Genomic DNA, 26,227 nt, shown 5'->3' on the forward strand with positions numbered 1-26,227 from the left:
GCACTGTCACGTCTGGCGTTTGTCGGAAATAGTTCGATTCGAGTATGTTATTAACCTCGCCTATGCACGCGACTTTTGCCGTTTTCGTGGCCGAAATCAAACGGTAGTGATGTCTGTCTGACGCAGTAGTTTAGTACCCGCGATACAATGGCAGACACATGACAAGCCTCGGGGAAACGTACGAAGGGCACGGCGGCGTGAAAAAACGCCCACGACGCCTCTATCTCGGCGTCGGCCTGTTTCTCGTCGGGTCGTTGCTCGTCGTCGTGGGTATCCTCGCGGCGACGACGAACAGTTTCGCGGCAATGGGATTGGGCGAGTACGGTTCGTACAAAATCGCGGGTATCACCGCCGGTTTGGGCGTTCCCGCCGTCTTCGTCGGCGTGTTCGCCGTCCTCCCCGCGACGAGCGACCGCGTTCGAGCGGCGACGGCCATCGGGTCGAGCATCACGATTCTCGGCCTCGCCATGTTCTGGTACGCCTACCCGCAACACTGGCGCGGACACGGCGAACACCTCACGCTCCCCGTCGTCGCGGTGTACTTCGTCGGCCTCATCACGACTTTCTGGTGTCTGTTCACCGCCGTCGTGAACTTCAAGACCCGAAACGACCCCGGCGGGACGGTGACGATGGAAGTCACGCGCAAGGGCGAGACGAAAATCATCGAAGTCGAGAAACCGCGCGGGTTCGGCGGCATCGGCATCTTCGGCGACGAACCGACCGGCATGGAACGAACCGTCACCGAACCCCTCGGCGACGGCGGCGCGGCGGCCGACGACATCACCTCGCCGCTGGACACCGAGGAGACTGCTGCCGCGCCTCCCACACCGGCGCAAACGGACGCCTACTGTGGCAACTGCACGCACTTCGATTACGTCCGCACCGACTCGGGAATGACCCCGTACTGCGGCTTGCACGACGAGCGGATGACCGACATGGACGCCTGCGACCAGTGGCAGTCGAACCGGTAAGGCCCGATTCCGTTCTACAGCCCCGAAAGTGTCGTTTCGACCGACTCCCAGTGGCTCCCCTTCCAGAATCGTTTTCCACAATCGCTACAGCGCCAGAACCGTTTGCCGTCCGGCGCGTGGTCGGGGGCCGGTCCGTCGTCCCGAACGAGTTTCCCGTTACAATCGGAACAGCGTGCGGGTTCCGAAAGCGAGAGTTCCACCCCGACGCTCCGGAGTTCGCGGAGCTGGTCGCGCACGTCGAGCGATTCGATGAGGAGAGCGTCGTCGGCGCGTTCGGAAAGCTGCACGTCCCGCGTCACTAACGTTCTGTCCTCCGATTCGGCCAGTTCGAGAATCGCGTCGTCCGCCTCGACCCCCCTGTCGAGCGCGTAGGCAGTATCGTATCCGCACATACGGAGATACGTCGAGAGCCGACCCAACATCACGTCGAGGAAGAACCGGCGGCCCATCAGTGAAGGAACTCGCGGACGCCCGCCGCGTCGCGGGCGTTGAGCACGTCCGCCGCTTCCGCCCATCCCCGTCGCGCCGTATGCACTCCGTATCTGACGTTTCGGTACTCGCCGGGACTGTGGGCGTCGGTGTCGATAGCGATGGTCGCCCCCTCCTCGATTGCGACCTGTACCGCCGCACCCCAGAGGTCGAGTCGGTGGGGATTGCTGTTTATCTCCAACGCGACACCGTTGTCCGCTGCGGCGCGCGCCACCTCGCGCACGTCGAAATCGTGGCCGGGACGCCGGTTGATCAGTCGGCCGCTCGGGTGGCCCAAGATATCGACGCTCGGATGTTCTATCGCTCGAATCAGGCGTTCGGTCGCGTCGCCGTCGAGACCGCTGTGTGGCGAGGCGACGACGATGTCCAAATCGTCGAGGACGTCGTCGCCGACGCTGATTCCCCCGTCCGGGTCGATGTTCGCCTCGACGCCGGTGAACACGTCTATCGGGGCGTCCTCGGCGACGGCCCGAACCTCGTCCATCTGCGCTTCGAGTTCGTCGTCGTCCAACCCGACGCCGCCGACCATTCCTGACCCCGTCGCGTGGTCGGAGATGACGATGTAGTCGTGGCCGAAGTCGGCCGCCCCCTCGACCATCTCCTCGATGGTGTTGTTCCCGTCCGACCAGTTCGTGTGCAGGTGCAGGTCGCCGCGGACGTCGCCCACCTCGATGAGGTCCGGCAGGTCTCCGGCGAGCGCGGCGTCTATTTCGCCGTTGTCCTCGCGCATTTCGGGGGCGATGAGCGGCAGGCCGAGCGCCTCGTACATGCTGGCTTCCGTTTCGCCCGCGACCCGCTCGCCGACTCGTTGTCCCGCGTCGGGGTCCTCGACGTCGGACACATCGAACACGCCGTACTCGTTCACCTTGTATCCCTGCTCGATTGCGTAGTTCCGGAGGGTGATGTTGTGGTTCTTGCTCCCGGTGAAATACTGGAGGGCGCTCCCGAACTCCTCGGAAACGACGACCCGAAGGTCGATGCGCATGTCGGAGACGCGAATGGACGCTTTGTCGCTTCCCGCTTCGATGACCTCCGTCACCCGTTCCCAGTCGGTGAAGGCGTCGATGACCGCCTCCTTCTCCTCGCTTTCCGCGAGGATGTCGATGTCACCGATGGTTTCTCGCCAGCGACGGAGCGACCCGGCGAGTTCGTGGCGGCCGACGGTCGGTACGTCGTCGAAGAAGGCGAGCACCTGCTCGCCGACCGGGCGAGCGTCGCCGAGCAGTTCCCGTCCGCGGACGGTTCGAGCGAACTCGATACCGTCGAGGATGTTTTCCTCGGATTTGGGGCCGTAGCCCTTTATCTCCTGAATCTGCCCATCACGGGCGGCCTCCTCCAAATCGTCCAGCGTCTGCACGCCGAGTTCCTCGTAGAGGTCGCCGACCGTCTTCGGGCCGACGCCCTCGACTCGCGTCAGTTCCATCATCTGCACGGGGAGGTTCGCCCGCTCCTCTTCGAGTTCCTCGATTTCGCCCGTCTCGAAGTATTCGACAACCTTGCTCGCTATCGATTCTCCCACCTGTGGAATCCGTCCGACGGCGTCCGGTCCCTCCGCGGCCAACTCCTCTATTGCTTCGGGGTAGTCGCGGATGTTGTCCGCGGCCCGACGGTAGGCCTGCGGCTTGTACTGGACGTCCTGCGCTTCGACCAAATCGGCGTACTCCTCGAACAACTCCGCTATTTCGGCGTTTCTGCTCATAGTCGTGACCGTTTTCCGGCGCTCTCCTTTCCGAGTGCTTTCTGGAGGAACGACACCCACCGTTTCTGGTCGGCGGCCTCCTTCGCCTGTTCTTCCACTTCGAGGTTCGTCGAGCCGAGACCTTCGAGCGCGTTCAGCGCCCGGTCGATGCCGATGACGCTCTCGACCAACCGCTCGCCCTCCTCGAAGCTGATGTCCGCCTCTTCGAGGCGTTCTTTTCGCTGGAGTCGTTCGCGGCGCAGATTCGTCTTCGCCTGCTCCACGCGGTCCCGTTCTCCGGCGGGAACAGTGTCACGCCGCTTGATTTCGAAGACGAACTCCCGAAGGTCGATGTCCCGTCCCTGCACCGAAATCGTCTCGGGAATCGATTCGCCGACCGTCGCACCCTCCCGCTCGACCCGTTCCAGCAGTCCTTTGCGTTCGTACTCCTTCACACTCCATACTCCTCGTCCTGAGGGCAAAAACCTCATGCCCTATGCGTTTCGGTCATAATTCGCCTCCTTTGGATGAGGCCAGAAAAAGCATTACTCGGGCCGCCGAGTACTGGTGGCATGAAAAAGCCCGGCGAAGTGTTTGCGGATTCTCGTCTCTACGACCCCGGTATCGAAGCCATCGTCCCGCGGTACGACGAGCTTCACGACGCGATTTTGAACTCGCCGCCGCAGGACCGGACCGACGAGATTCGCGTCCTCGAACTCGGTGCGGGGACGGGCGAACTCACGACGAAACTACTGACCCGCTTTCCGGAGAGCACGGTCCTCGCGGTGGACCACAGCGAGGGAATGCTCGCCGAAGCCGAGCGTAAACTGGAAACGTTCGGAAACCGCGCCGACATCGTGCAGGGAACCTTCCCAGACGACTATCCGACGGCGACCGACGAGTTCGACCTCGCCATCTCCTCGCTCGCGGTCCACCACCTCCCGTCGGACGAAAAGCGCCGTCTCTTCGACTCGCTCGCCGACGCCCTCGTCCCCGGCGGATGGTTCGTCAACGGCGACGTGATTCGATTCGATGCGCCCCACCTCGAAACGCTGGGCTCCGCGATGATCGAGAACTGGGTGCGTTCGAAGGGATGGGAGGAAGAGGAGTTCATGAACCGCTGGCAGGCCAGCGACGAGTACGACGAACCGGACACGCTGACCGACCAACTCCTTTGGCTTCGGGAGGCCGGATTCGAATCGGTGACGTCGGTGTGGCAGTACTACAACTTCGCCGTCTACGGCGCGCGAAACCCCGCGTGATTCCCGATTTCGACCGTCGAATTGGTCGCACTGATTGTCGCGTGTCAGTTCACCCAAACCCATTTGGCCTATCGGTTCAAATCATGCAACAATGGCGCAATGCGACGTGTGTGGGCAGGACGAGAACATGCCGTACCAGTGTCGAATGTGCGGCGGGACGTTCTGCGCCGAACACCGACTGCCGGAGAACCACTCCTGTCCGGGGTTGAACAAGTGGAACGACCCGGAGGGAGTGTTCGACAGCGGCTTTGACGATAGCGCGAACAATCAGGGCGGTGGCCGGTTCAGCGTGGACACGAGTCCCGGTGGTCCGCTGAGCTACTTCCGCGGGAACATGACGTTCGTGTTCCTCGCGCTGATGGTGGGGACGTTCGTCGCGGAGTTCGTCGTCCTCAACGTCATGGGCGACGCCCAGTTGTTCTCCGAACTGTTCGTCCTCCAATCGACGCACATCGGGCGGGTCTGGACGTGGGTCACGTCCATCTTCGCGCACAATCCGACCGGCTTCACGCACATCCTCTTCAACGGTATCGCACTGTACTTCTTCGGCCCCGTGCTGGAACGGCGCATCGGGAGCAGGAAGTTCACGGCCCTGTTCCTCGTAAGCGGTATCCTCGCCGGGTTGGCACAGGTCGGTATCGTCGCGATGATGGGCAGTACTTCCGCCGTTCTCGGCGCGAGCGGCGCTATCATGGCTGTCATGGGCGTGCTCACGGTGCTGAACCCGAACATGAAGATTCTCATCTACTTCATCATCCCGATGCCACTCTGGCTCGCGACGGCCCTCTTCGCCGTCTACTCCGGGTTCGCGAGCGTTTTCGGCGGCGCAGGTGCGGGCGGGGTCGCGCAACTGGCCCACCTCACCGGGCTGGGAATCGGCCTGCTGTACGGCGCGAAACTGAAGAAGGAAGGAAAACGCGGCCCCTCGGAACTGGACATCGGCGGGCGACGGGGCGGCGGCATGGGCGGGCGTAGACGGTTCTAATGCACCTCGCCCATCCCGAATTCGCGCCGGACGCTTCGCTGTCACGCGAGGAGATGGAGGAACTGCAGTACGAGGTGGCCGACGCAGCGATTTTCGAGGACGCGTTCGATTTCGACCCCGAGAGCGTCCGCGCCGAACCGACGGACGACGCACAGACTCATCTCCCAACGGGCGAGGACGGGGACGATTCGAACACCGCCGCGTCTATCGACTCTTCCGAACCTCCCGTCGTCGTCGGCGTGGACCAAGCGTTCCTCGGCGACCTCGCGGTGAGCGCACTCGTGGCGTCGCGGGACGGCGAAGTCATCGAGCGTGCCCACGCCGCCGTCGAGACGGAGATTCCGTACATCCCCGGCCTGCTGTCGTTCCGGGAGGGGACGGCTATTTTGCGCGCCTTCGAGGAACTGACTGTCGAACCCGACCTCGCCATCGTGGACGGAAGCGGACGAATCCACTTCCGGGAGGCCGGAATCGCCACGCACATCGGCGTGATGCTCGATATTCCCGCCATCGGCGTCGCCAAAAACCTCCTCTGCGGCGACCTCCGTGACCCGCCACAGGGACATCTGTCCGAAGGGGAGCGCGTTCCCGTGGTAGCGAACTCGCGGGTCAGCGCGCCGGACGGGACCGTCATTGGTTACGCGCTCCAGTCACGCCAGTATCCGAACCCCGAGAAACGCCACGTTAACCCGCTGTACGTCAGTCCCGGCCATCGCGTGAGCGCCGAAGCGGCCGCGGACCTGGTCTGGCAACTGTGTGCTGGCTACAAGCTTCCCGAACCGACCCGGCGGGCTGATGCGTACGCCGATGAAGTAAAGGAAACCGTTGATACTTAGCCACCCCCGTCCGAAGGAAACCCCATGGATGAGACTGTGCTGATAACCGGCTGTTCGTCGGGAATCGGACGGGAAACCGCCCTGTCGTTCCTCGCGGACGGCTGGGTGGTGTACGCGACTGCCCGAAATCCCGCCGACATCGAGACGCTCGGGGAGAAGGGATGTCACATCTCGACGCTCGACGTCACCGACGACGACCACGTGGAACGCGTCATCGACGAAATCATCGACGAACACGGCCATCTCGACTGCCTCGTCAACAACGCGGGCTACGCACAACCGGGACCGGTCGAGGACGTTCCGATAGAGCAGGTTCACGCGCAGTTCGACGTGAACGTCTACGGGCCGCTTCGGTTGGCGCGGGCCGCGCTGTCCCACATGCGGGAGCGCGGAAAGGGGAACATCATCAACGTCTCCAGCGCCGTCGGCCGCGTGGCCGTCCCCGGCATGGGAATCTACAGCGGGTCGAAGTTCGCCCTCGAAGGGGTTTCGGACTCCCTCCGAGGCGAAGTCGAGGAGTACGACGTCGACGTCGTGCTGGTCGAACCCGGTCCGGTTGACACCGAGTTCTACGACCGAGCCAGCGACGAAGTCGAAGGCGTCGAGCGTTCGGGCGGTTACGAACGCTTCTATCAGATGTACGGCGACCGGCAGGCCATCGACGGCGGCATGCCGGGTGCGGTCCACCCCAAGGAGGTCGCCGACACAATCCTGGACGCCGCGAACGTCCAACATCCGGACGCCCGGTATCCGGTCGGAACGGTCGCTCACCTGACCGACTACGCGCGAATCCTCCCCGCGGAATGGCTCGACAAACTGTACGGGGCGGTTTCGGAACTCTCCACCAACGACTGGGTGAAGAAGTTCTTCGACTGATTTCGAACCGATTCGATTCGAAGCGAACTCCGCGCGAAGTAGGTTAGTCCAAGCAAGCGGCGACGACGCGCAGCATCTCCTCGCCGCGAACCTCGTCGGCGAACAGCGGGACCCGCTTGATGGTGTGGCCACGGAACACGTCCTGTGCTTCACGAAGCGCGCCCTGCTGGACCTCCCATCGCTGTTTACAGAACTCACAATCGTCCAGGTTCGGCGTCGCAAACCGACTCGAATCGACGGACTCCGTCACGTCGGCGAGGTTCTCCATCACGCGGTTCACGATAACCGTCCCGACGGGAATCCCGAACTCGTCGAGTTGTGTGAGGAGACGTTTCGATTCGAACACGCTCATCTCCTCTGGAATCATGACGACGCGGAAGTCAGTCTTCGACGGGTCCCGAAGCGTCCGCCGGAGTTCCTGAATCCGTTCCTTGAACGCGTCCAAGTCGTCCATTCCCTCCTCGGGGTCGCCGGTTTCGCCGCCGAACATCCCCTTTACGCCGTCCATCATGCCTTGGAACCGTTGTCTGAGGCTCATCATCCGGCCGACCATCGTGTCCATCAGTTCGGGGAGTTCGAGCAGTCGAAGCGTGTGGCCCGTCGGCGCGGTGTCCACCACGACCCTATCGAACCGCTCGTCGTCCAGGAACTCCAGCAACTTCTGCATCGCCGCGGCCTCGTCCGCGCCGGGCATCGCACCGCCCAAGAGCGAGGCCATCGGGCCGTCGTCCTCGTCGCCGAGCATTCCGCCGAGGGGGTTCTCCCCGCCGAGCATCCCGGCCTGTTCTTCGAGCGCGGCGTCCGGGTCGATTTCGGCGGCGTACAGCGGAACGTCCTCACGAATCCGCGTCGCCGCCGCCGGAATATCGCGCTCGAACGTGTCCGAAAGCGAGTGTGCCGGGTCGGTCGAGACGACCAACGTTCTGGTTCCGTCGCGCGCGCTCGCCAGCGCGGTCGCGGCGGCCATCGTCGTCTTCCCCACGCCGCCTTTCCCGCCGTAGAGAACGTACTCGGGTGCGTCGATACCCGTTGGAACGACATCCTCCTCGATTCGCTCGACGGGTTCGACGTCGATTTCAGCCATACCCGGAGCTATCGGGTGAGGGTTTACGTACCTTCTGTTGTCCGCGTACCGGTTCGAACGTTCCCGCCTCGCTCACGAGGATTTAAATACGAACCCGAAACCAACCCCGATGGACGGTTTCGGGTTTCGAAGTTCCGACCGGTTCGCAACCCACAGTCTGCCTAACCCAACACGGGTGCGCCAATCGGACGGGTCAGCGGTCGCTGAAGTAGTCCGCGAGTCGCTCGGCCGCCTCCCCCACGCGCGGCGTGACGAGCGCGAACCGAACCCAGTCCTCACGCGAGGAGCCAAAGGCTTCGCCGGGCATGCCAGCTACGCCTCCCTCGTCGATGAGTCGCTCGACGTTCGAGAGCGTGCCGGGGAAGTCGGGGAACCGCGCCATGACGTAGAAGGCTCCGTCCGGCGTGGTGTAGTCCGCGCCCGCCGCGTCGAGGGCGTCGGTGAACGTCTCGACACGCGATTCGAGGAGCGTTCGGTTCTCCTCGTAGTACTCCCGCGTCGTCTCGCGGAGCGCGTGGAGAACCGCGTATTGGGATGGCCTACTTCCAGCCACGTTCGTCAGCATGTGACGCGTCTTCGCCACGTCCACGAGGTCAGGCGGGAAGACGGCGTAGCCGACGCGGAACCCGGTGATGGCCAGCGACTTGGAAAACGAGTTCGTGACGATCCGGTGGTCGGAATCGAACGTCAGCGCGCTGGTGAACTTCCCGGAGAAGTCGAAGTGGTCGTACACCTCGTCGCTCACGAGGAGCGCGTCGTACTCTTTCGCGATTTCCACGAGTTCTCGTATCGTCTCCTCGTCGTACACCGCCCCGGTCGGATTGTTCGGTGAGTTGACGACGATTCCGGCGGTGTCCTCGCTCGCCGCTTCCCGAACGTCGTCGGGGTCAAGCGTTCCGTCCTCGGCGGTGGCGACGAAGCGCTGTTTCGCATCGAGCATGGTCGTCTTGCCGGGGTAGTACGGATACACCGGGTCGGTCAGGATGAACTCGTCGCCCGCTTCGCGTTCCATCGCCCGCGCCATGGCGAGGTAGTTGGCTTCGCCACCGCCAGCGGTCACGACCACTTGCGAGATATCGACGTCGCGCCGCGCAGCGATCTCCTCGCGGAGTTCGAGCAGTCCTTCGCTCGGCGGATACTGGAAATCCGCTCCGCCGAGGTCGGCATACTCGTGCAGTCCGTCGGCGATACCGGGCGGCGATCCCCAGTCCGGATTCCCACTCACCATGTCGATGACGTCGTGGTCCGCGTCCGTCGCATACGTCATCACGTGAAAGAACAGGGGTGTGTCGTAGTCCATATCCCAAGGTCGCAGCACTGGCAAGTCTTTCTTTCGCCTGAATCGAGTGATGTTCCGAGAGTATTTCTCGGAACGACCGCGATCAAGATACTGTGTGACATTGTCACACCATAATTTATGTTGGAATGTTGGAGGAGATTCCGACTCGGTAGGACCCGTGAATTCGGTATCGGCCCGTTCTCTCCGACCCGCACTTTCTTTCTCGTCCGACCCGTCCACTCCGTCATGAACACAGACGAGGAAGCCATCGAAAAGCGAGTCGGAGACGTGCTCCGGGAGTCGGACGCGACTGTCGCAACCGCCGAGTCCTGTACCGGCGGCCTCATCGGGTCGCTGCTGACCGACGTGTCGGGGTCGAGCGACTACTTCGACAGGGGACTCGTCACCTACTCCTACGACGCAAAAATGGAACACGTCGGCGTCACGCGCGAGGCGTTGGACGAACACGGTGCCGTGAGCGAACCCGTCGCCCGCCAGATGGCTCGCGGCGTGCGTGACGTTGCCGGAACGACGTGGGGCGTCGCCACGACGGGCATCGCTGGGCCGAGCGGTGGCACCGAGGAGAAACCGGTCGGAACCGTCTTCATCGGCGTCGCCTACGCCGACGAATGGGCGAGCGGCAAAAGCTATTCGGTGGTCGCGCGCCACGAATTCGATGGTTCGAGACAGGAAATAAAAGCACAAATTGCTCGACAGGCGTTGTCGAATCTCTTGGACGAACTACAGTGAATCGGGGAAGAAAAGGAAAACCTTGATACTGCAGGGTGGGACCTGCAATCGAATGAATCGCAAGGAACACGTCATGAACGCGGCACTTCTCGGTATCGGGCTCGGATACGTCCTGCACCCGACGGGGGATACGACCACGTTCTACACCATCGTGGAGGTCGGCGTGCCGGTCATTCTCGGCGCGCTCTTTCCCGACGTGGACACCGCGTTCGGCAAGCATCGGAAGACGCTGCACAACCTTCCGGTACTCGCGCTGTTCTACGTCTTTCCCATGGTGTTCGGGAACTTGCAGTTCGTCTGGATCGGTATTCTGACGCATTACGCCCTCGACATGCTCGGAAGCAAGCGCGGCCTCGCACTGTTTTACCCGTACGAGAGGGAGTTCGGCGCGCCGTTCGGCGTCCCCGTTAGCAGCAACTATGCGACGATGGTCACGCTCGGCGTGACGGCCTTCGAACTGGCGGTCGCGGCGCTCTTCGTCAATCGGCAGTTCCTCGTCCACGCCGGACTAACGGCCGTCGGGATTCAGTAAACGCTGATGTCGTCGAACTGCCCGTCGTAGGCGTCGTGGTCGGGGTGTGTCGGTTCCATTCCCGAGAGAACGAGACGGTCGATTTTTCCCCACGAGTTCTCCCACCCGAGATGTGCGAACTCCATCCGTCGTCGGAGTTCGTGACGTCTTCCCGTGCGGTGAACGACGCGCGTCACGTCCCCCGCCCGGAGTCGTTCGACCAACTCGGATTCGGTTTCGATGGGTGTGTCGAATGCCGTCCAGACCTCCCCGATGGTTCCCCGGAGGTGTGCGTACGACGACCCGAACGCTTGTTTGTTCGTGCTTTCGACGATGGCCTTCGCCCGGCGGTTGTGTCGGTCCCAGTGTTTCGGATTGTACGTCTCGACGGCGTGAATCACGTCGCCGTGAACGCGGATGTCGGCCTCCGTGACGCCCACGTTCAAGAATTCCGGGTGGGGAATCAGGACGGCGGCGTCCTGCCGGTCGAACTCCGCCATCGCCCCCGTGAGCGAGACGAAATCCGGAATCGGTTCGTCGAGTCCAATGACGAGGACGTGCTTTCGGTTCCGCCACGTTCCAGTGAACACCTCGCGGGCAGGGACGACGAGGAGATCATCGTCTGAGAACCGTTCGGCCCGGCGACGAACCTCCGGAAGGCGGACGAAGTGCGGTGCGTACACCAGCGCGTCGAGGCCGCGTTGCTTCGCCCGGCGGACGACCTTTTCGTCCAGCACTTTGACGTGCATGTCTACCCTGAACTCCTCGCGGTCGGTCACGCTCGTTTCTTTCGTGGGTCCGACGATAGTGGTTCTGGTTTCGGAAGTTCGTGATTAATAGAATGAACGATTATGTTCGATACTCGTGAGATAGTTCGACAATCCTGACCAGCGTTTCCGGAACGGGCGGACGTGTGTGTCCAATCGCTTTCGGCGGTTCGACCCGCACTCGCTTGGCGAGCAAGAAACAGTTATATCATCGGAATTAGAGAATTCACACACGACTATGAGCGCTTGGGAATGTGATATCGATGGCTGCGGCGAACGGTTCGGAAGCGTCGAAGACGCCATCGTCCACCAGACCGCAGAGCACGAACGCCGCGAGTGCAAAGTCTGTGGGGCGGTCGTCCCGGACGGCTACTTCGCCATCCGCCATGCCTTCGAGGAGCACTCCCGCGCCGAGTACGTGCGCGCCTACGACGCGAATTCGAGCGACGTTCGCACGCGCGAACGAATCCGCGACGAAATCGAGGAGTCCGCGGACCTCAAGGGCGTCGTCTCCCGCCTCGACCTGACGGGAAGCGAACTGCCCTAGAAATGTAATAAACTATTTTGAGGCGGGTGCGCAACGTTTGCCACACGGAGATCATACTATGGATACGCTTGCTGATGTAGACGAAATCGTCCACGAACCGACCCGAGAGTTCGTGGAATCGACGAACGTCTGGGAGTTCATGCAGGAACACGGTATCGACGATTACGAGGAACTCATCGAACGAACGTGCAATGAAGTGGATTGGTTCTGGGACGAGATGGTCGAGTACCTCGATATCGACTTCTACGAGGAGTACGATACGGTTCGGGACGACAGCGAAGGGCCACAGTTCTCCGACTGGTATCCCGGCGGGAAAATCAACATCGCCCACAACACCCTCGACCGGCACGCACGGGTCGATAGCCCGAACCGAAACCGCGTCGCCTGCATCTGGGAGGGCGAACCCGGCGACGTGCGCGAAATCACGTACCACGAACTGTATCGCGAGGCGAACCAGGTCGCCAACGCGCTCGAAGAACGCGGCATCGAGACGGGTGATACGGTGGGCCTGTACATGCCCATGGTTCCAGAAGTCATCTCGATTCTGTACGGCATCCTCAAGGTCGGCGGAATCGCGGTCCCCATCTTCTCCGGGTTCGGCACCGACGCCACCGCGACCCGAATCGAGGATTCGGAGTGTTCCGTGCTGTTCACCGGTGACGGCTTTTACCGCCGCGGAAGCGAAGTCGTGTTGAAGGACACGGCGGACGAGGCTATCGAGGAGGCGGGCCACGTCGAACACACCATCGTCTACGACCGACTCGGCGGCGACGTCCCCACGAGCGAAGCGAACGGGGATTCGTCGGACTCGTCCGACGGTATTCCGTGGGACGACGAACGGGACGAGAAGTGGACCGAGGCCGTCCTCGAACAGGACGACGAGTACGAGACGAAGGAATTGGATTCGAGCGACGAGGCCATGCTCCTCTACTCTTCCGGGACGACGGGCAAACCGAAAGGAATCGTCCACACGCACGCCGGGCAGTTGATGCAGTGTGCGAAGGAGATTTACTTCGGCTTCGACCACAAGGATGCGGACCGCTTCTTCTGGGTGTCCGACATCGGGTGGATGATGGGACCGTGGACGCTCATCGGCAACCACGCCTTCGGCGGGACCGTCTTCATGTACGAAGGCGCGCCGGACTACCCCGACCCCGACCGCTTCTGGGACATGATCGACCGTCACGGCCTGACCGTCTTCGGCATCTCGCCCACCGCGATTCGGGCGCTCCGGCAGTACGGCGACGAGTGGTTGGACGATTACGACCTCTCCTCGCTCCGTCTGCTCGGTTCGACCGGCGAACCGTGGGACCCCGAATCGTGGCACTGGTTCTACGAGAACGTCGGTGGGAGCGAGGCACCCATCATCAATATCTCGGGAGGCACCGAAATCTGCGGGTGTTTCCTCATGCCGATGCCGATTCAGTCGCTCAAGCCCTGCACGCTGGGCGGGCCGGGACTCGGCATGAACATCGACATCGTGAACGCGAAGGGAGAGTCCATCGCCGACGCGCACGAACGCGGCTATCTCGTCGCACGCGACTCCTGCCCGTCGATGACGAAGTCGCTCTGGTCGGGCGACGAACGTTATCTGGACACCTACTGGTCGCGGTTCGAGAACATGTGGAATCACGGCGACTGGGCACAGAAGGACGAGGACGGCTTCTGGTTCCTGCACGGCCGCTCCGACGACGCAATCAACGTCGCCGGACGGAAAGTCGGACCCGCCGAAGTCGAAGGCGCGCTGATGGACCACGAGGCGGTGAATCAGGCCGCCGCGGTTGGCGTCCCGGATGACACGACCGGACAGGCCGTCGTCGCCTACGTCATTCTCGAACCGGACGTCGAGGTGTCGGACGGTCTCCGCGCCGAACTCCGCGAGCAGGTCGGCGAGGAACTCGGTAAGCCGTTCCGCCCGCGTGAAGTCCTCTTCGTGGATGACTTCCCGAAAACCCAGTCGGGGAAAATCATCCGCCGGGCCATCGAGGCGGCGTACACTGGCGAGGAGTTGGGCGACATGTCCAGCATCGAGAACCCGGACGCGCTCGACAGACTCGAAGACGCGAACTGATACCCCTCGAACCCGCGGTAGGCTCGATTCCGAGCAGTGACCATTCGACGAATGAACGAACATTCGACGGATGGACGCGAATCCCTATTCTATCGGCCTTTGAACTCATTCTCATGCACCGCCCTCCGAAACTACCGGGATCCGACGTCTCGAAACGCACCGGCAGATTGTACGCCGCAGTCGGCGAAGCCAGCACGTCGTTCCGCTGTTGTGATACGACGTTTCGGATACGTGCTGAGGGCGTGCGGGCGCAGGCGGCGTGCGAGCGGGCGAAAGACACCGCGTTTCGCTTGGAGCGGCAACTCGATACGTTCGACGAATCGAGTCAGGTCGCTCGACTAAATCGGTCGGGGTGCGTCACGAACCCTCACATCGCACGAATCGTTCGGCGAGGATTGGAGTACTACGACCGCACCGACGGCGTCTTCGATATCCACCACGGCACCGTCGAACACGAACTGAAGGCGTACATCCGTGGCGAGCGTTCGACCGTCTCCGAGACGTTCGAACCGTCGGCGGTTACGGTCGACGGCGACACCGTGATTACCGACGGACCGCTCGACTGCAACGACCTCGCTAAGGGATACATCGTAGACAGGGCGCAAGCCGACCTCTCCGGCGTCGGCCGACGCGGGTTCGTCGATGGCGGCGGCGACATCGCTCACCCGACGGAACCGGTGGGAATCGAAAGCCCATACGGCACCGAGACGAACCTTCGAGTACTCTCGACGCCGTGGAACGTTGCCACGTCCGGCGGGTACCGCCGCAATCGCGCCGGAACGGAACACATCTACAATCCGAAGGAGTCGCGCATATGCGCACACAACGACCTCGTGACGGTGGTCGCGCGGCGGGACTGCATGGAGGCAGACGCGCTTGCAACCACACTTGCTGCGCTCCGACCCGCGGACGCGATTCGACTCGCCGAGGAGTGGGACGGGTTGGAGGCGTTAGTCGTCCATCAGGGCGTCTTTCGCGAAACGGAGGGGTTCGATGAGCACGTCCGATAAGCGCCGTCGGACGCTAGTCGCACTGGTCATCGTTGTTCTCGCGCTCGTCTTCGCGAGCGGGGTCATGGCCTATCGAACGGCACAGCGGGGGGCACAAGACACCCCGAGCGTCACGCACTCGCCTCAAGCAACCAATCCACAGCGGTATGAAAGGCGCGACGGGGAGTGGTGGGACGTATTCGACTACCACGAGAACGAGCACGGTGGAGACGATGACCACGGCGGCAGGTCGAACACCGCCGGAACCTGTTCGAACGGTTGTGGTACTGTCGTGACGACGACCCACGCGTCATGAACGAAGTCGCCACCCTTGCGCTCTGGTATCTCGACCGGGCGTCGGCCGTGGTACTTTATCCGGCCCTCTGGCTCACCGTACTGACCGGGGTGTTCTTCGGGGATCGACGGTTCGGCGTGGTACATCGTCTCTCCGTTCGAATCCATATCGAACTCGCAGTCTTCGCGGTCGGCGTGATGGCGCTTCACGCCGCCGTCGGGACTATCGACGCGTGGCTGGTCGTGGACGGCATCGCGCCCGCGCCGAACTATCCCTTTTACCTGTTCGTCGCCGGAGTCGGCGTAGGTGGCGTTGCGCTCGTGTTGGTCATCGTCGCCGTCCTCGGCTTTCTCGAACCCCGCCGATTCGAACACCCGAGGGCGATTCACGCGCTGGCATACGGGGGATTCGCGTTCGCAACTGTCCACGCCGTCGCCGTCGGAAGCGACGCGAACGAGCTTCTCGGACAGCTCATCGTCGCCTCCGTCGGATTCGTGGGTATCGCGCTCGTCACGAAGCTCCTCGGCGGAGCCCGCGTCCTCCGCCCGACTCAGTAGGCGTCCCACAGTTCCAGAACTTTGTCGAGGAGTCGGTCGCGGAAACTCGCCTGATACGTCGCATAGAGGCGCATCACCTGTGAAGGGTTTCGAAGGGAGTACAGTACGGCGCGCCCGTCGCGTTCCTTCTCGACGATTCCCTCGTCGTGAAGGCGGGAGAGGTGCCACGAGACGGTCGAACGGGACTTTCCGACGCGTTCGCTTAGCGTCGCGGTGCTGAGTTCGTCCTCCGAGGCGAGGTGGGCGATGATGCGGCGGGAGTACGTCCTGCGGAGCGCGTTCATCGTCGTCTTGTCCGTCGTCTCGAACGAGTGGGCCGGATAGTAGCGCGTGAAGGTCCCGTCATCGGACAATTCGACCAGGCCTTCCTCTTCCAGCCATCGGAGGTGGTACTGCACCGTTCCCTGCGCGAACTCGTATCGACGGAGGAGTTCGCGAAAGTGGATCCCCGGCGTCGAGCGAATTTCACCGAAGAGGACGCGCCGTGATTCGAGTTGGGGTTCGTCCATTTCAGTCCCGTGTGATAGCCACGAAGAACAACAGGAGGCCGAGCAGGACGAACACCGATGAGAGGTGGTCGATGAGCTCGGGCCGAACGGATTCGAGGAACGTCTCTTCGAGGACGACGGCGAGGCCCCGAAGCGCGAACAGAACGTACGCGACGGTGACGACGAACAATCGCCGCTCTCGTTCGCGTCTCCAGGTCAGGAACGTCAACGTACCCAACACGAGGCTACAGAGGAGTATTCCGAAGCTAACGACCAACTCGATATCGCTCGCGTGTACCGCCATCTCCACCGAAGTCGATTCCGAGCATCGAGAAAAGCGTTCTCGTACAGTCGTCTAACCGTCGCGTCCGAGCGGTATCGCTCGAGTCGGGTCGGAGAAACGTTCCATTACTCGAACAGCTTCTCCTCGCGCTCGATGGCGTCGATCCGTTCGACTTCCTCGGCGGCGAGTCGGACGTCCGTGGCCGCGAGGTTTTCCCGTAGATGACCCTCGCTCGCGGAGCGCGGAATCGGCACCGAACCCTTCTCGATAAGCCACGCGAGCGCGATTTGGGCTTCCGTTGTGCCGTGGTCTTCCGCGAGGTCGTTCAGGACGGGCAGGTCGAACACCTCTCCTTGCGCTATCGGCGAGTACGCGACGAGGTGCGTGTCGTTCTCCCGAGCGTCCGCCAGGAGTTCGGTCTGGCCGTAGAGCGGGTGCATCTCGACCTGATGGGCGAAAACAGGTGCGTCGAGGATGTCGCGTGCGGTGGCGATTTCGTCGGCCGTGAAGTTGCTCACGCCGACGTGCCGGATTCGCCCCTCGTCGCGTAGTTCGTCGAAGGCCGGAAGCGTCTCCTCGGGGTCGTAAGCCTCTATCGGACGGTGGACGTAGAGCAGGTCCACAGCGTCGAGCCCTAATTCGTCGAGGCTTCCCGCGGTCGTTTCGAGTACGTCGCCGGGTGCGAGGCTATCGGCCCACACCTTCGTGGCGACGAACAGCTCCGAACGGGGGACGTCAGCGCGTTCGATGGCCTCGCCGACCACTTCCTCGTTATCGTAAATCTGTGCGGTGTCGAGGTGGCGATACCCCATCTCGATTGCGGCGGCGATTCGGTCGGGGTCGTCGATTCCCATCGTCCCCAAACCGATGGGCGGAAACTCGTCGGTCACGGCCGTTCGTTTGCGGGCCGGGAACCTAACCGGTGTGGTTGCGGCGGTCCGGAAGGAAGCGGTCCCGGTATCGAACGGTTACAGGGGGACCTCGTCCGGAGAGAGAACGGACGGTTCGGGTGCGGCGGAATCGGAGACGGCGAAGTCGGCGGTTCGGTCGGCATCGAGGACGATTTCGGCACCCACGAGAAGCGGCGCGACGAGTCCAGCGGCGACCGTTCCCGGGTTCGCGAGCGGCGCGCGAACCGCGACCGAATCCCCGGGTTCGAGGCCCCATTCGGATGCAACCGCGTTTCCGGCGTCGAGGAGGTCGGCGTGCGATATCTCTCGGTCGTCGGAACGGGAGAGGGCGGCCGTTTCGGGGGGGAGCGACGTCTCCGGGAACACCGGGTTCTCGCTCCAGACGTCCGTTTCGAAGTGCGAGACGGTCGGGTCCGGGACGGCGTCGCCGTAGGAAACGTACTGCCCGCCCGGCGGGAGTTCGTACTCCTCGACCGATTCCCCGGAGGCGAGGAGTACCCGCGCGTCGATTTCCGTCGGCGGGTCGAATCGAACGCTCGCCCCGAGCAGCACCGCACCGAAGAACCCGAGGACGGGTTGCGCGGCGGGCGAGGGGTTGATGGCTACCGTCACGCCCTCCCGAACACCGAGGTGTCGAAAGAAGTTCCCCGTCTTCCACGCCGTCGTACACAGTCGGTGGTAGTCGTACCCCCGCGAGTCCGGAACGGAAAGCGCCGGGTCGTCACTTCGCCGTTTTCGGGCAACGAGGTCGCCCAGAGTGTTCATACCGGTTCTCCTCTCGGTGCGTGCAAAAGCCCGCCGATTCGAACGGTCTGAGATTTTATGATCGCTGAAAATCCATAGAATCCATCATGAATCTCGGCGACAGTTCACCACTGCCGCGTCTGACGAACGTTTATAATTGTTTACTAGACATGCACAATCGTAATCATGGCAAACGTAATCAGGCGGATGGCGGAGGGCAGTTCACGACTCGTGGAACGCTACCTTCCGGACGCGTTTCTGTTCGCAATCATCCTCTCGTTCGTGGCGTTCGGGTTGGCACTCGCGTTCGTCACCCCACAGGGCGGAACGGTGACACACGCGGAAAACATCCTCGTCGATGGCTGGTACGGCGGCTTTTGGGGACTCCTCTCCTTTGCGATGCAGATGACGCTCATCCTAATGACGGGGTACGCCCTCGCGCAGTCGGCCGTCGTCGATAGGTTCCTCTCGCGCATGGCGTCGATTCCGTCGAGCGAACGGAGCGCGGCCGCGTTGGTTCCGGTCGTCGCCGCCGTCGCCTCGTTCGTTCACTGGGGTCTCGGCCTCGTGGTCGGTGCCATCTTCGCGCGGAAAATCGCGGAGGAGATCCGAACCATCGACTTCCCCATCATCGTCGCCGGGGCGTACTCCGGGTTCGTGGTGTGGCACGGCGGCCTCGCCGGGTCGATTCCGTTGGTCCTCAACTCGTCCGGGGAGGACAACTTCCTGCTCGCGAGCGGCGTGTTGAACTCCACGATTTCGACCGGCCAGACCATCTTCACGGTCGCCAACATCGTCGTCTTCGTCCTCGTCGGTCTCGTGTTCCTCCCGCTTCTGTTCCTGCTGATGTACCCCGAGAGCGACGAGAAGAAACGCCCCATCGACCCCGCGAAACTCGACGCCGCGACCGACGGCGGGACGGAAGCCGACTCCGCCGTCACGCCGTCGCCCACGTCCGACGAGATGACGTTCGCGGAGCGAATCGAACACTCCTCGTTCGTCGCGTACGCCATCGGTTTTTCGGGACTGTTGGCCGTCGCAGGCTACTTCGGTCGGGGAATCGCGGACGGAACGATGCCGTGGAACAACCTCAACCTGAACATCGTCAACTTCACCTTCCTCTTCCTCGGTATCACGCTCCACGGAACCCCTTCGGCGTACATCGGTGCGATGAAGGAGGGCGTGGAGAACGTCTGGGGAATCATCCTCCAGTTCCCCTTCTACGCGGGCATCATGGGCATCATGGGCTACGCGCCGGAGGGTTCGACCAGCCTCGCCACTCAAATCGCACAGGGCATGGTTCACCTCTCGCCCGACGGAACGCTTCCGGTCGTCGCGTTCCTCACGGCGGGCATCGTCAACGTCTTCGTCCCCAGCGGCGGTGGCGAGTGGGCGGTCGTCGGTGAAACCCTCGTCAAGGCCGCCCATTCGAGCGGCGCGAGCGTCCCCCGCGTCGCCATGGCCGCCGCGTGGGGCGACGCGTGGACGAACATGATTCAGCCCTTCTGGGCCATCCCGCTCCTCGCCATCAGCGGTCTCTCGGTCCGCGACATCATGGGTTACTGCGTGTTGGTTCTCATCGGAAGCGGTCTCATCATCGGCGCTGGATTGCTGTTCCTGCCGATGTAGAACCTTTTACGACGGTCAGAAGTCAGCGTCGCGTGCCGCAGCGCTCGCGCGCTGACAGTCTTTTTCACGGCGAAGCCGTGAAGGAACGAGGGAGCTTCGCTCCCTCGCATTCCCTGTAAAAGGTTCATCAAAAGCACTCCTCCTTCACTTCGCTTCGGAAGGCGCTCCGCGCCTTCCTTGCTCTCGTTCACACGGGAAAACAAACCGCGTCTTCCCTGCCCTCGTTCGTTTCACTCACGAGGATTTCACTCACGAGAACTCCGCTCCGTTCAGTCGTCGGCCCGGAAAATCGGAGATTTTCCGGTGATTTGCTAGAACTCCAACCGTCGTGTCCCGTGCGCGTCACTCGTTTCGATGGATGAGGTAGCCGAGACTGGCGATGCTTCCGAGCGCCGCCAGCCATCCGAATCCGGGCAGGTCGCCGCCGTCCGTGGTCGATGTGGTCTCCTCGCCCGTCGAACCGTTCGTTCCCGTCGTCTCCGTAGTTTCGGAGGTGGCCGAAGTCGTCGTCGTCTTCGTCGAACTCGTCGTCGTTTTCCCGGTCGTCGTCCCCGTGACGGTTCCGTTAGTCGCGCTGGAATTATTCGCGGTCCCGGTCCCGGTCGTCGTCGGTTGGACGATTTCGATTTGCCCGCGCATCGTCTCCGGGTCGAACTCCGAAAAGTAGGTCTTCATCTCCCGGGTCGCCGTGAATTCGAGCGTCTGGGTCGTCCCCGTCGTCTCCACGACTTCGGTCCGTTCGAGAACGTTGCCCTCCCCGTCGCCGATGGCGACGTTGTGCGAGTGGCCGTCCATGTTCTCCCACGCGATGACGTAGTCCTTTCCGGCTATCATCTGGAGGGTCGGGTTCGTGTTCCCCTCGATGGGCGGGGGTGATTGTCCCACCCATCCGGATACCTGTCCGCTGAGCTCGAACGTCGCGGCCTGCCCGCGTGCGGGGGCGGCAAACGCGACGAACGCGGTGGTTCCGAGGAGTGCCTGCGCGAACTGCCGACGGGAGAGTTTCGGGCCAGTCATTCGAGTACGTGTTACCTATATATCAGCACAAAACGGCTTAGCTTGTTCGGCTAGCCGCTCAGAAACTGCTCTTGATCCGCTCGAAAAAGCCCTTCTCGACGTTCACCTCTTCGCCGCCCGCTTCCGCGAACTCCTGCAGCGCCTCGCGTTGCTCCGCGTTCAGCGAATCCGGGGTGACGACCTGCACCTTGACGAACAGGTCGCCGTTGCCCCGCCGGCGAAGGCGCGGCATTCCCTTGCCGCGCAGGCGGAACGTCTCGCCGCTCTGGGTCCCCTCCGGGACGTCCATCTCGACCGACCCGGCGAGCGTTGACACCTCTATCTTGTCGCCGAACACGACCTGCGGGAACGAAAGTGCGGTCCGGTAGAAGAGGTCGGCACCGTCGCGCTCGAAGTCGGGGTGTTCGCGCACCGAAACCTCGATGAGGAGGTCACCGTTCGGGCCGCCGTTCTCGCCCGGCGCACCCTCGCGTTCCATCTGTAGCGTCTGTCCGTCGGCGATACCCGCCGGAACGTCCACCTTCAGCGTCGCCTCACGCTGGACGATGCCGTCGCCGCCACACTGGTCACACGTCTCCGAATACTGTTGCCCGTCGCCGTTACAGCGCGGACAGGTCTGTGACTGTTGAACGCGTCCGAACGGCGTCTGTTGGACCTGCGTGACCTGCCCCTGCCCGTTACACTCGGGGCAGGTGTTCACGTCCGCACCCGGCGGGTGGCCGTCGCCGTCGCAGGCGTCACAACGCTCGGGACGGCGCACCGTAATCTGCTTTTGCGCGCCCTCGTAGGCCTCTTCGAGGTCGATTTCCATGCCCGTCCGGAGGTTCGACCCCTGTCGCGGGCGGTTCGGGTTGCGACGCCCGCCGCCACCGCCGAAGAACTCGTTGAAGATGTCGCCCATACCGCCCATGCCGCCACCACCACCGCCGCCGAACGGATTTCCTCGTCCGGCACCGCCAGCGCCACCGGCCCCGCCGTCGAACCCGCCGCGTTTCTCGGCCTGTTCGAACCGGTCGTGACCCATCTGGTCGTAGGCTTGGCGCTTCTCGTCGTCCGAGAGCACCTCCTTTGCCTTTTTCACCTTCTTGAACTTCTCCTCGGCGTCCGGTTCATCGCTCACGTCCGGGTGATACTCGGCGGCTTTCTTGCGATACGCCCTCTTGATTTCGTCCTCGTCGGCGTCTCGACTTACACCGAGTACGTCGTAGAAGTCCTCGCTCATCAGTTATCGTTTCTAATGTCGGATGGTATTTGAATCGTCCGTCTATCGCCCGTCACGCCCGAAAACGACGGACGTACGGGAGTTCGACGCGTTTGCCTTAGTCTTCGTCTTCGTCGTCGACATCCTCGAAGTCGGCGTCGACGTACTCGTCCGCGTCGTCGGCACCGGCCTCCGCACCAGCGCCGGGGTTCGGGCCGCCGCCCATGCCGCCACCCATTCCGCCGGGACCTGCGGCACCGGCCTGCTGGGCTTGCTCCTGTTGCTGGTACATCTGTTTGCCGATCTCCTGCAGCGACTTGCTCAGGCTTTCGGTCGCGTCTTCGAGGTCGTCCTTCGACGCGTCGTCGTCTTCGAGCGTCTCCTGAACGGTCTCGATTTCGTCGCGGATGTCGTCTTCGAGGTCGTCGTCGATGTTTTCCTCGTTCTCTTCGAGGAGCGTTTCGGCGCGCTGGATGGACCCTTCGGCGGCGTTGCGCGCCTCGATGAGTTCACGCCGCTCTTTGTCCTCCTCGGCGTGCTGTTCTGCTTCGTCCTGCATCTTCTCGATTTCCTCGTCCGAGAGGCCGGCACCGCCTTCGATGGTGATCTCCTCGCTGTTGCCGGAGCCATGGTCCTCGGCGGAGACGTTGACGATGCCGTTCTCGTCGATGTTGAACGACACCTCGATCTGCGGGGTTCCGGCGGGTGCCGGCGGGATACCCGCGAGGTGGAACTCGCCGAGGAGTTCGTTCTGATTCGCGATTTCGCGCTCACCTTGGAAGACACGGACCTGCACCGAAGTCTGGTTGGCCGCCGCCGTGGTGAACACCTTCGACTCCTCGGTCGGGATGGTCGTGTTCTTGTCGATGAGGCGTTCGAACAGGCCACCCTTCACCTCGATACCGAGCGAGAGCGGCGTCACGTCGAGCAACACGATGTCGTCCACGTCGCCGGAGAGAACGCCACCCTGAATCGCCGCGCCGAGCGCGACGGCCTCGTCGGGGTTGACGTTCTTCTTCGGTTCCTGGTCGGTCAGTTCCTCGACCTTTTCGGAGACCTGCGGCATGCGAGTGGACCCACCGACGAGGATTACCTCGTCGATGTCGCTCTTCCCGTAGCCCGCGTCCGAGAGGGCCTGTTCGGTCGGTTCGACCGTGCGGTCGATGAGGTCGCTGGTCAGGGACTCGAACTTGGCGCGGGTCAGGCTGTTCTCCAAGTGGACCGGGCCGGTGTCGGTCGCCGTGATGAACGGGAGGTTGATGTCCGTCTCCTTTCGGCTCGACAGTTCGATTTTCGCCTCCTCGGCCGCGTCCTTTAGACGCTGGAGCGCCTGCCGGTCCTCGCGGAGGTCGATGCCGTGATTCGACTCGAAGTCGTCGGCGAGGTAGTCGATGATGGCGTGGTCCCAGTCGTCGCCACCGAGGTCGTTGTCCCCGTTCGTGGCGACCACTTCGTAGACGCCGCCCCCGAGATCGAGGATGGAAACGTCGAACGTTCCGCCACCGAGGTCGTACACGAGGACGGTCTGGTCCGTATCGTCGTCCAGTCCGTACGCCATGGACGCCGCCGTCGGTTCGTTGACGATGCGCTCCACGTCGAAGCCGGCGATTTCACCGGCGTCCTTCGTCGCTTGCCGCTGTCTGTCGTTGAAGTACGCGGGCACGGTGATGACCGCCTTGGCGATGTCGTCACCGAGGTACTCCTCCGCGTCGCGCTTGATCTTCTGGAGGATCATCGCCGAGATCTGTTCCGGCGTGTACTCCTCGTCCTCGATTTCGACGGTGTAGTCGTCGTCGCCCATGTGCCGCTTGATGGACTGAATCGTCTTTTCGGGGTTCTGGACCGCCTGGTTTTTCGCCGGTTTCCCGACCAGACGCTCACCGTCGTCGGAGAACGCGACGATGGACGGCGTGGTCCGGTCCCCTTCGCCGTTGACGATGATTTCCGGGTCGCCACCTTCCATAACCGCGAACGCGCTGTTCGTGGTACCGAGGTCGATGCCCAGTATCTTGTTGCTCGTCATTGTTGGGCCAACCTACCCGTTTGCGCCGGTTAAAGGTTACTAGACGCTCCGAGGATGTGCGGAAACTCATCCCAACGCAGTCATGCGATTTGGGTTTTCATCGCCTCTCCGCTTCGGGGCCTTTATATCGAACCGATACACCACCTGCCGCGCACATCCGATGCCGTGGCCCGTCGTGAATCGACTTTGCGGTCGTCCATGGCTCACGCTCGTCGTTTCGGCCGCAAGTCGTCTACCGTGCCGGGAGAATCGTCCAGAACTGCTCCGAGTTACTCGTCTCCGCTACCGTCGCTCACCGTCACCTGCGCGGCTTGCAGGACCTTGTCGGCCATCTCGTAGCCGGGTTGGTACACGTCGGCGATGGTGTCCTCGGGGTGGTCGCTCTCGACGCGGAGCATCACTTCGTGGCGTTGCGGGTCCACTTCGTCACCCGATTCGGGGTGGATTTGCGAGACGTTTTCGTCCTCGAACACGCGGTCGAGTTCGCGCAAGGTGATTTCCACGCCGTCGCGCAGGCTCTCGACGTCCTCGTGTTCGGCTTCCACTGCTCGGCGGAGATTGTCCCGAACGTCGATGAGGCGCTCGATGAGGTCCTCGGTGGCGCGCTTTTCGAGCTGCTGCTGGCGCTTTTTCGCTCGCTTCTTGTAGTTCTTGAAGTCCGCGCGGTTCCGTCGCAGTCGCGCTTTGAGGTCGTCCACTTCCGCGTCTAATTCCTGCCGTTCCGATTCGATGGCGGCGAGGCGCTCCTCCACGTCGGCGGCGAGGACCTCGTCCTCGGTGGCGACGCGCGCGACGAGGTCGGTTGCCTCCGGTCCAAGGAGGTCCTCGTTCGGGGCCTCTTCCGCTGTCGCGTCCCCTTCGGCCGGGGATTCCTGGTCGGCTGGTGCTTCGTCTACCGCTTGGGCGGCCTCCTCCTCGGTCATATACGTCGTAAGTCCTTGCTCGCGTTTAAGGGTTCAGAAACGGGACGGGAGTTCGACGCGGGCCAGCCAATCGAGGAGGGTGTTCGCCGGTGCGGAGTAGGCGGGACGCCCGACCAGTCCGCTCAGCGGGTCGAACTCGACTAAACCACGATAGGAGAGCGTGGGCAATCGCGTCTGTGTGAGGTCTTCGAGCGCCGTTTCGAATGCACGGTCGGAAACGGCATTTGGGGTTTCCTCGCGCTCCCACGCCGCGACATCCCTGGCGAGCACTTCGAGTTCGACCGGCGCGGTTTCGGCGTGTTGGGCGAGCGAGTAGAGAACGAGTCGGTTGCGACGCTCGGGCAGGCTGGCGAGTATCGAACCGAGTGTTCCCCGAGACATCTACTCGCTTGCAGTATCGAGGGCAATGAATCTCAAGCCCGCCAACCGTTTCCATCGTTCAGACGGCGTAACGGGTACCCAGCACGGGGTTGGCGGGAGTTCTCTTCGGTTGTTTTCAGTTCCGAGTCGGGGTGTGACCCTTTCACCGACTGCGACCCCACGGTAACGACGGATTCCGGCGGATAAGCATCCGTTCGCCGCGTTCGACGCGAGACTTCGGGGTTCGTCCTCGAACGGTGAGAGGACTCTCCGGGTGGCGGGACGTTCCACGGGACACAACCCTTTTCGGGCGTGCGGAAGAACGGGTGGGTATGGCAGACGAGGAAGCCAACGATAACGGAGACGAGGAGGAAAAGACGTTCCAAGAGCGCGTCGAGGAAATCCGAGAGAAACGCGCGCAAGAGGGCGATGAAGACCGAGAAGAGCGATTGAAGGAAGCCATGGGCGGCGGCGGTGGCGGTCCCGGTGGAATGGGCGGCAATCCGTTTGCACAGATGATGGGCGGCATGATGGGCGGCGGTCCCGGCGCCGGCGGCATGGGCGGCGGCCGCGGAAGCGAGCAGGGCGGCGACGAGGACCTCGTTCGCGAAGTGCGGCAACTTCGGGACGAAGTTCGAGACGCCACCCGACAACTCCAGCGCATCGCGGACGCGCTCGAAGAGTAATCGTCGTCTAATCTT

The 26,227-nt window shown here is 62.8% G+C and carries 29 protein-coding genes; 14 read left to right on the forward strand and 15 right to left on the reverse strand.

All coding sequences use genetic code 11. The annotated features are described in order from the left end of the window. The first annotated feature begins 158 nt into the window (after positions 1–158). The gene (locus tag AC1XDK_RS06950) at positions 159–971 is read left to right on the forward strand and encodes a cell division protein CdpA domain-containing protein (RefSeq protein ID WP_483349092.1); all 813 of its coding nucleotides are present in this window, start codon (positions 159–161) and stop codon (positions 969–971) included. Between the two features lie 14 nt (positions 972–985). Here the strand turns inward: AC1XDK_RS06950 and AC1XDK_RS06955 are convergent, their stop codons facing one another. From AC1XDK_RS06955 to AC1XDK_RS06965, 3 genes are read right to left on the reverse strand one after another with little or no spacing between them, the layout of a single operon-like run. Beyond that, positions 986–1,420, reverse strand: coding sequence for a Mut7-C RNAse domain-containing protein (locus AC1XDK_RS06955; protein ID WP_483349093.1), 435 nt, complete (start codon positions 1,418–1,420; stop codon positions 986–988). Further along, positions 1,420–3,159, reverse strand: coding sequence for a DNA polymerase/3'-5' exonuclease PolX (gene polX / locus AC1XDK_RS06960; protein WP_483349094.1), 1,740 nt, complete (start codon positions 3,157–3,159; stop codon positions 1,420–1,422). Before polX ends, AC1XDK_RS06955 begins: the two co-directional genes overlap by 1 nt. Beyond that, positions 3,156–3,593 (reverse strand): DUF5788 family protein, encoded by a 438-nt coding sequence (locus AC1XDK_RS06965; protein WP_483349095.1) that lies wholly within the window; start codon positions 3,591–3,593, stop codon positions 3,156–3,158. The genes polX and AC1XDK_RS06965 overlap by 4 nt, the downstream gene beginning before the upstream one ends. Before the next feature lie 117 nt (positions 3,594–3,710). Here AC1XDK_RS06965 and AC1XDK_RS06970 point away from each other — a divergent pair, with 117 nt between their 5' ends. From AC1XDK_RS06970 to AC1XDK_RS06985, 4 genes are all read left to right on the forward strand, one after another. Next, positions 3,711–4,400, forward strand: coding sequence for a class I SAM-dependent methyltransferase (locus tag AC1XDK_RS06970; protein WP_483349096.1), 690 nt, complete (start codon positions 3,711–3,713; stop codon positions 4,398–4,400). Between the two features lie 91 nt (positions 4,401–4,491). Next, positions 4,492–5,385: a rhomboid family intramembrane serine protease gene (locus AC1XDK_RS06975; protein WP_483349097.1), complete on the forward strand. Its 894-nt coding sequence runs from the start codon at positions 4,492–4,494 to the stop codon at positions 5,383–5,385. After that, positions 5,385–6,221, forward strand: a complete 837-nt coding sequence (locus AC1XDK_RS06980; RefSeq protein WP_483349098.1) for an endonuclease V — start codon at positions 5,385–5,387, stop codon at positions 6,219–6,221. The genes AC1XDK_RS06975 and AC1XDK_RS06980 overlap by 1 nt, the downstream gene beginning before the upstream one ends. 24 nt (positions 6,222–6,245) lie before the next feature. Then, positions 6,246–7,097: an SDR family oxidoreductase gene (locus AC1XDK_RS06985; protein ID WP_483349099.1), complete on the forward strand. Its 852-nt coding sequence runs from the start codon at positions 6,246–6,248 to the stop codon at positions 7,095–7,097. 43 nt (positions 7,098–7,140) lie between these two features. Here the strand turns inward: AC1XDK_RS06985 and AC1XDK_RS06990 are convergent, their stop codons facing one another. Continuing rightward, complete coding sequence (locus AC1XDK_RS06990; protein WP_483349101.1) at positions 7,141–8,181, reverse strand: ArsA family ATPase; 1,041 nt, start codon at positions 8,179–8,181, stop codon at positions 7,141–7,143. A gap of 193 nt (positions 8,182–8,374) precedes the next feature. Next, positions 8,375–9,481 carry a pyridoxal phosphate-dependent aminotransferase gene (locus tag AC1XDK_RS06995; protein ID WP_483349102.1) on the reverse strand — a complete coding sequence of 369 codons (1,107 nt, stop codon included), beginning with the start codon at positions 9,479–9,481 and terminating at the stop codon, positions 8,375–8,377. A gap of 225 nt (positions 9,482–9,706) precedes the next feature. On the opposite strand from AC1XDK_RS06995, the gene AC1XDK_RS07000 reads away from it, so the two are divergent. Further along, positions 9,707–10,210, forward strand: coding sequence for a CinA family protein (locus tag AC1XDK_RS07000; RefSeq protein WP_483349103.1), 504 nt, complete (start codon positions 9,707–9,709; stop codon positions 10,208–10,210). A 52-nt stretch (positions 10,211–10,262) separates the two neighbouring features. Then, positions 10,263–10,742 carry a metal-dependent hydrolase gene (locus tag AC1XDK_RS07005; RefSeq protein ID WP_483349104.1) on the forward strand — a complete coding sequence of 160 codons (480 nt, stop codon included), beginning with the start codon at positions 10,263–10,265 and terminating at the stop codon, positions 10,740–10,742. Here the strand turns inward: AC1XDK_RS07005 and AC1XDK_RS07010 are convergent. Beyond that, positions 10,736–11,470, reverse strand: a complete 735-nt coding sequence (locus AC1XDK_RS07010) for a PHP-associated domain-containing protein (RefSeq protein WP_483349846.1) — start codon at positions 11,468–11,470, stop codon at positions 10,736–10,738. The two genes, AC1XDK_RS07005 and AC1XDK_RS07010, sit on opposite strands and share 7 nt — an antisense overlap. 256 nt (positions 11,471–11,726) lie before the next feature. Here AC1XDK_RS07010 and AC1XDK_RS07015 point away from each other — a divergent pair, with 256 nt between their 5' ends. The 5 genes from AC1XDK_RS07015 to AC1XDK_RS07035 all read left to right on the forward strand — a co-directional run bounded on the left by AC1XDK_RS07015 (position 11,727) and on the right by AC1XDK_RS07035 (position 15,947). Continuing rightward, entirely contained in the window at positions 11,727–12,035 is a 309-nt protein-coding gene (locus AC1XDK_RS07015) for a DUF7565 family protein (RefSeq protein WP_483349105.1), read from the forward strand. 58 nt (positions 12,036–12,093) lie between these two features. Next, positions 12,094–14,106 carry an AMP-binding protein gene (locus AC1XDK_RS07020; protein ID WP_483349106.1) on the forward strand — a complete coding sequence of 671 codons (2,013 nt, stop codon included), beginning with the start codon at positions 12,094–12,096 and terminating at the stop codon, positions 14,104–14,106. Positions 14,107–14,219: 113 nt separating this feature from the next. Next, entirely contained in the window at positions 14,220–15,116 is an 897-nt protein-coding gene (locus tag AC1XDK_RS07025; protein WP_483349107.1) for an FAD:protein FMN transferase, read from the forward strand. After that, a complete protein-coding gene (locus tag AC1XDK_RS07030; protein WP_483349108.1) occupies positions 15,100–15,411 on the forward strand; it encodes a hypothetical protein in 312 nt (103 codons plus the stop codon). The genes AC1XDK_RS07025 and AC1XDK_RS07030 overlap by 17 nt, the downstream gene beginning before the upstream one ends. Continuing rightward, positions 15,408–15,947, forward strand: a complete 540-nt coding sequence (locus tag AC1XDK_RS07035; protein WP_483349109.1) for a hypothetical protein — start codon at positions 15,408–15,410, stop codon at positions 15,945–15,947. Before AC1XDK_RS07030 ends, AC1XDK_RS07035 begins: the two co-directional genes overlap by 4 nt. On the opposite strand, the gene AC1XDK_RS07040 is transcribed toward AC1XDK_RS07035, so the two are convergent. From AC1XDK_RS07040 to AC1XDK_RS07055, 4 genes are all read right to left on the reverse strand, one after another. Then, positions 15,941–16,456 carry a winged helix-turn-helix transcriptional regulator gene (locus AC1XDK_RS07040; RefSeq protein WP_483349110.1) on the reverse strand — a complete coding sequence of 172 codons (516 nt, stop codon included), beginning with the start codon at positions 16,454–16,456 and terminating at the stop codon, positions 15,941–15,943. The two genes, AC1XDK_RS07035 and AC1XDK_RS07040, sit on opposite strands and share 7 nt — an antisense overlap. Before the next feature lies 1 nt (position 16,457). After that, complete coding sequence (locus AC1XDK_RS07045; protein ID WP_483349111.1) at positions 16,458–16,739, reverse strand: hypothetical protein; 282 nt, start codon at positions 16,737–16,739, stop codon at positions 16,458–16,460. A gap of 104 nt (positions 16,740–16,843) precedes the next feature. After that, a complete protein-coding gene (locus AC1XDK_RS07050) occupies positions 16,844–17,608 on the reverse strand; it encodes an aldo/keto reductase (protein ID WP_483349112.1) in 765 nt (254 codons plus the stop codon). 78 nt (positions 17,609–17,686) lie between these two features. Next, positions 17,687–18,394, reverse strand: a complete 708-nt coding sequence (locus tag AC1XDK_RS07055; protein ID WP_483349113.1) for a hypothetical protein — start codon at positions 18,392–18,394, stop codon at positions 17,687–17,689. A 165-nt stretch (positions 18,395–18,559) separates the two neighbouring features. On the opposite strand from AC1XDK_RS07055, the gene AC1XDK_RS07060 reads away from it, so the two are divergent. Beyond that, positions 18,560–20,002, forward strand: coding sequence for a short-chain fatty acid transporter (locus tag AC1XDK_RS07060; RefSeq protein WP_483349115.1), 1,443 nt, complete (start codon positions 18,560–18,562; stop codon positions 20,000–20,002). Between the two features lie 342 nt (positions 20,003–20,344). On the opposite strand, the gene AC1XDK_RS07065 is transcribed toward AC1XDK_RS07060, so the two are convergent. The 5 genes from AC1XDK_RS07065 to AC1XDK_RS07085 all read right to left on the reverse strand — a co-directional run bounded on the left by AC1XDK_RS07065 (position 20,345) and on the right by AC1XDK_RS07085 (position 25,547). Continuing rightward, positions 20,345–21,019, reverse strand: coding sequence for a hypothetical protein (locus tag AC1XDK_RS07065; RefSeq protein WP_483349116.1), 675 nt, complete (start codon positions 21,017–21,019; stop codon positions 20,345–20,347). A 58-nt stretch (positions 21,020–21,077) separates the two neighbouring features. Further along, the gene (gene dnaJ, locus AC1XDK_RS07070; RefSeq protein WP_483349117.1) at positions 21,078–22,241 is read right to left on the reverse strand and encodes a molecular chaperone DnaJ; all 1,164 of its coding nucleotides are present in this window, start codon (positions 22,239–22,241) and stop codon (positions 21,078–21,080) included. A gap of 97 nt (positions 22,242–22,338) precedes the next feature. Continuing rightward, positions 22,339–24,243, reverse strand: coding sequence for a molecular chaperone DnaK (gene dnaK, locus AC1XDK_RS07075; protein WP_483349118.1), 1,905 nt, complete (start codon positions 24,241–24,243; stop codon positions 22,339–22,341). A 269-nt stretch (positions 24,244–24,512) separates the two neighbouring features. Next, entirely contained in the window at positions 24,513–25,166 is a 654-nt protein-coding gene (locus AC1XDK_RS07080; protein ID WP_483349120.1) for a nucleotide exchange factor GrpE, read from the reverse strand. 33 nt (positions 25,167–25,199) lie between these two features. Continuing rightward, positions 25,200–25,547 (reverse strand): DUF7344 domain-containing protein, encoded by a 348-nt coding sequence (locus tag AC1XDK_RS07085; protein WP_483349121.1) that lies wholly within the window; start codon positions 25,545–25,547, stop codon positions 25,200–25,202. Between the two features lie 311 nt (positions 25,548–25,858). On the opposite strand from AC1XDK_RS07085, the gene AC1XDK_RS07090 reads away from it, so the two are divergent. Then, the gene (locus AC1XDK_RS07090) at positions 25,859–26,212 is read left to right on the forward strand and encodes a hypothetical protein (RefSeq protein WP_483349122.1); all 354 of its coding nucleotides are present in this window, start codon (positions 25,859–25,861) and stop codon (positions 26,210–26,212) included. The last annotated feature ends 15 nt before the right edge of the window (positions 26,213–26,227 follow it).

This window comes from Haladaptatus sp. HS23 (assembly GCF_056892285.1).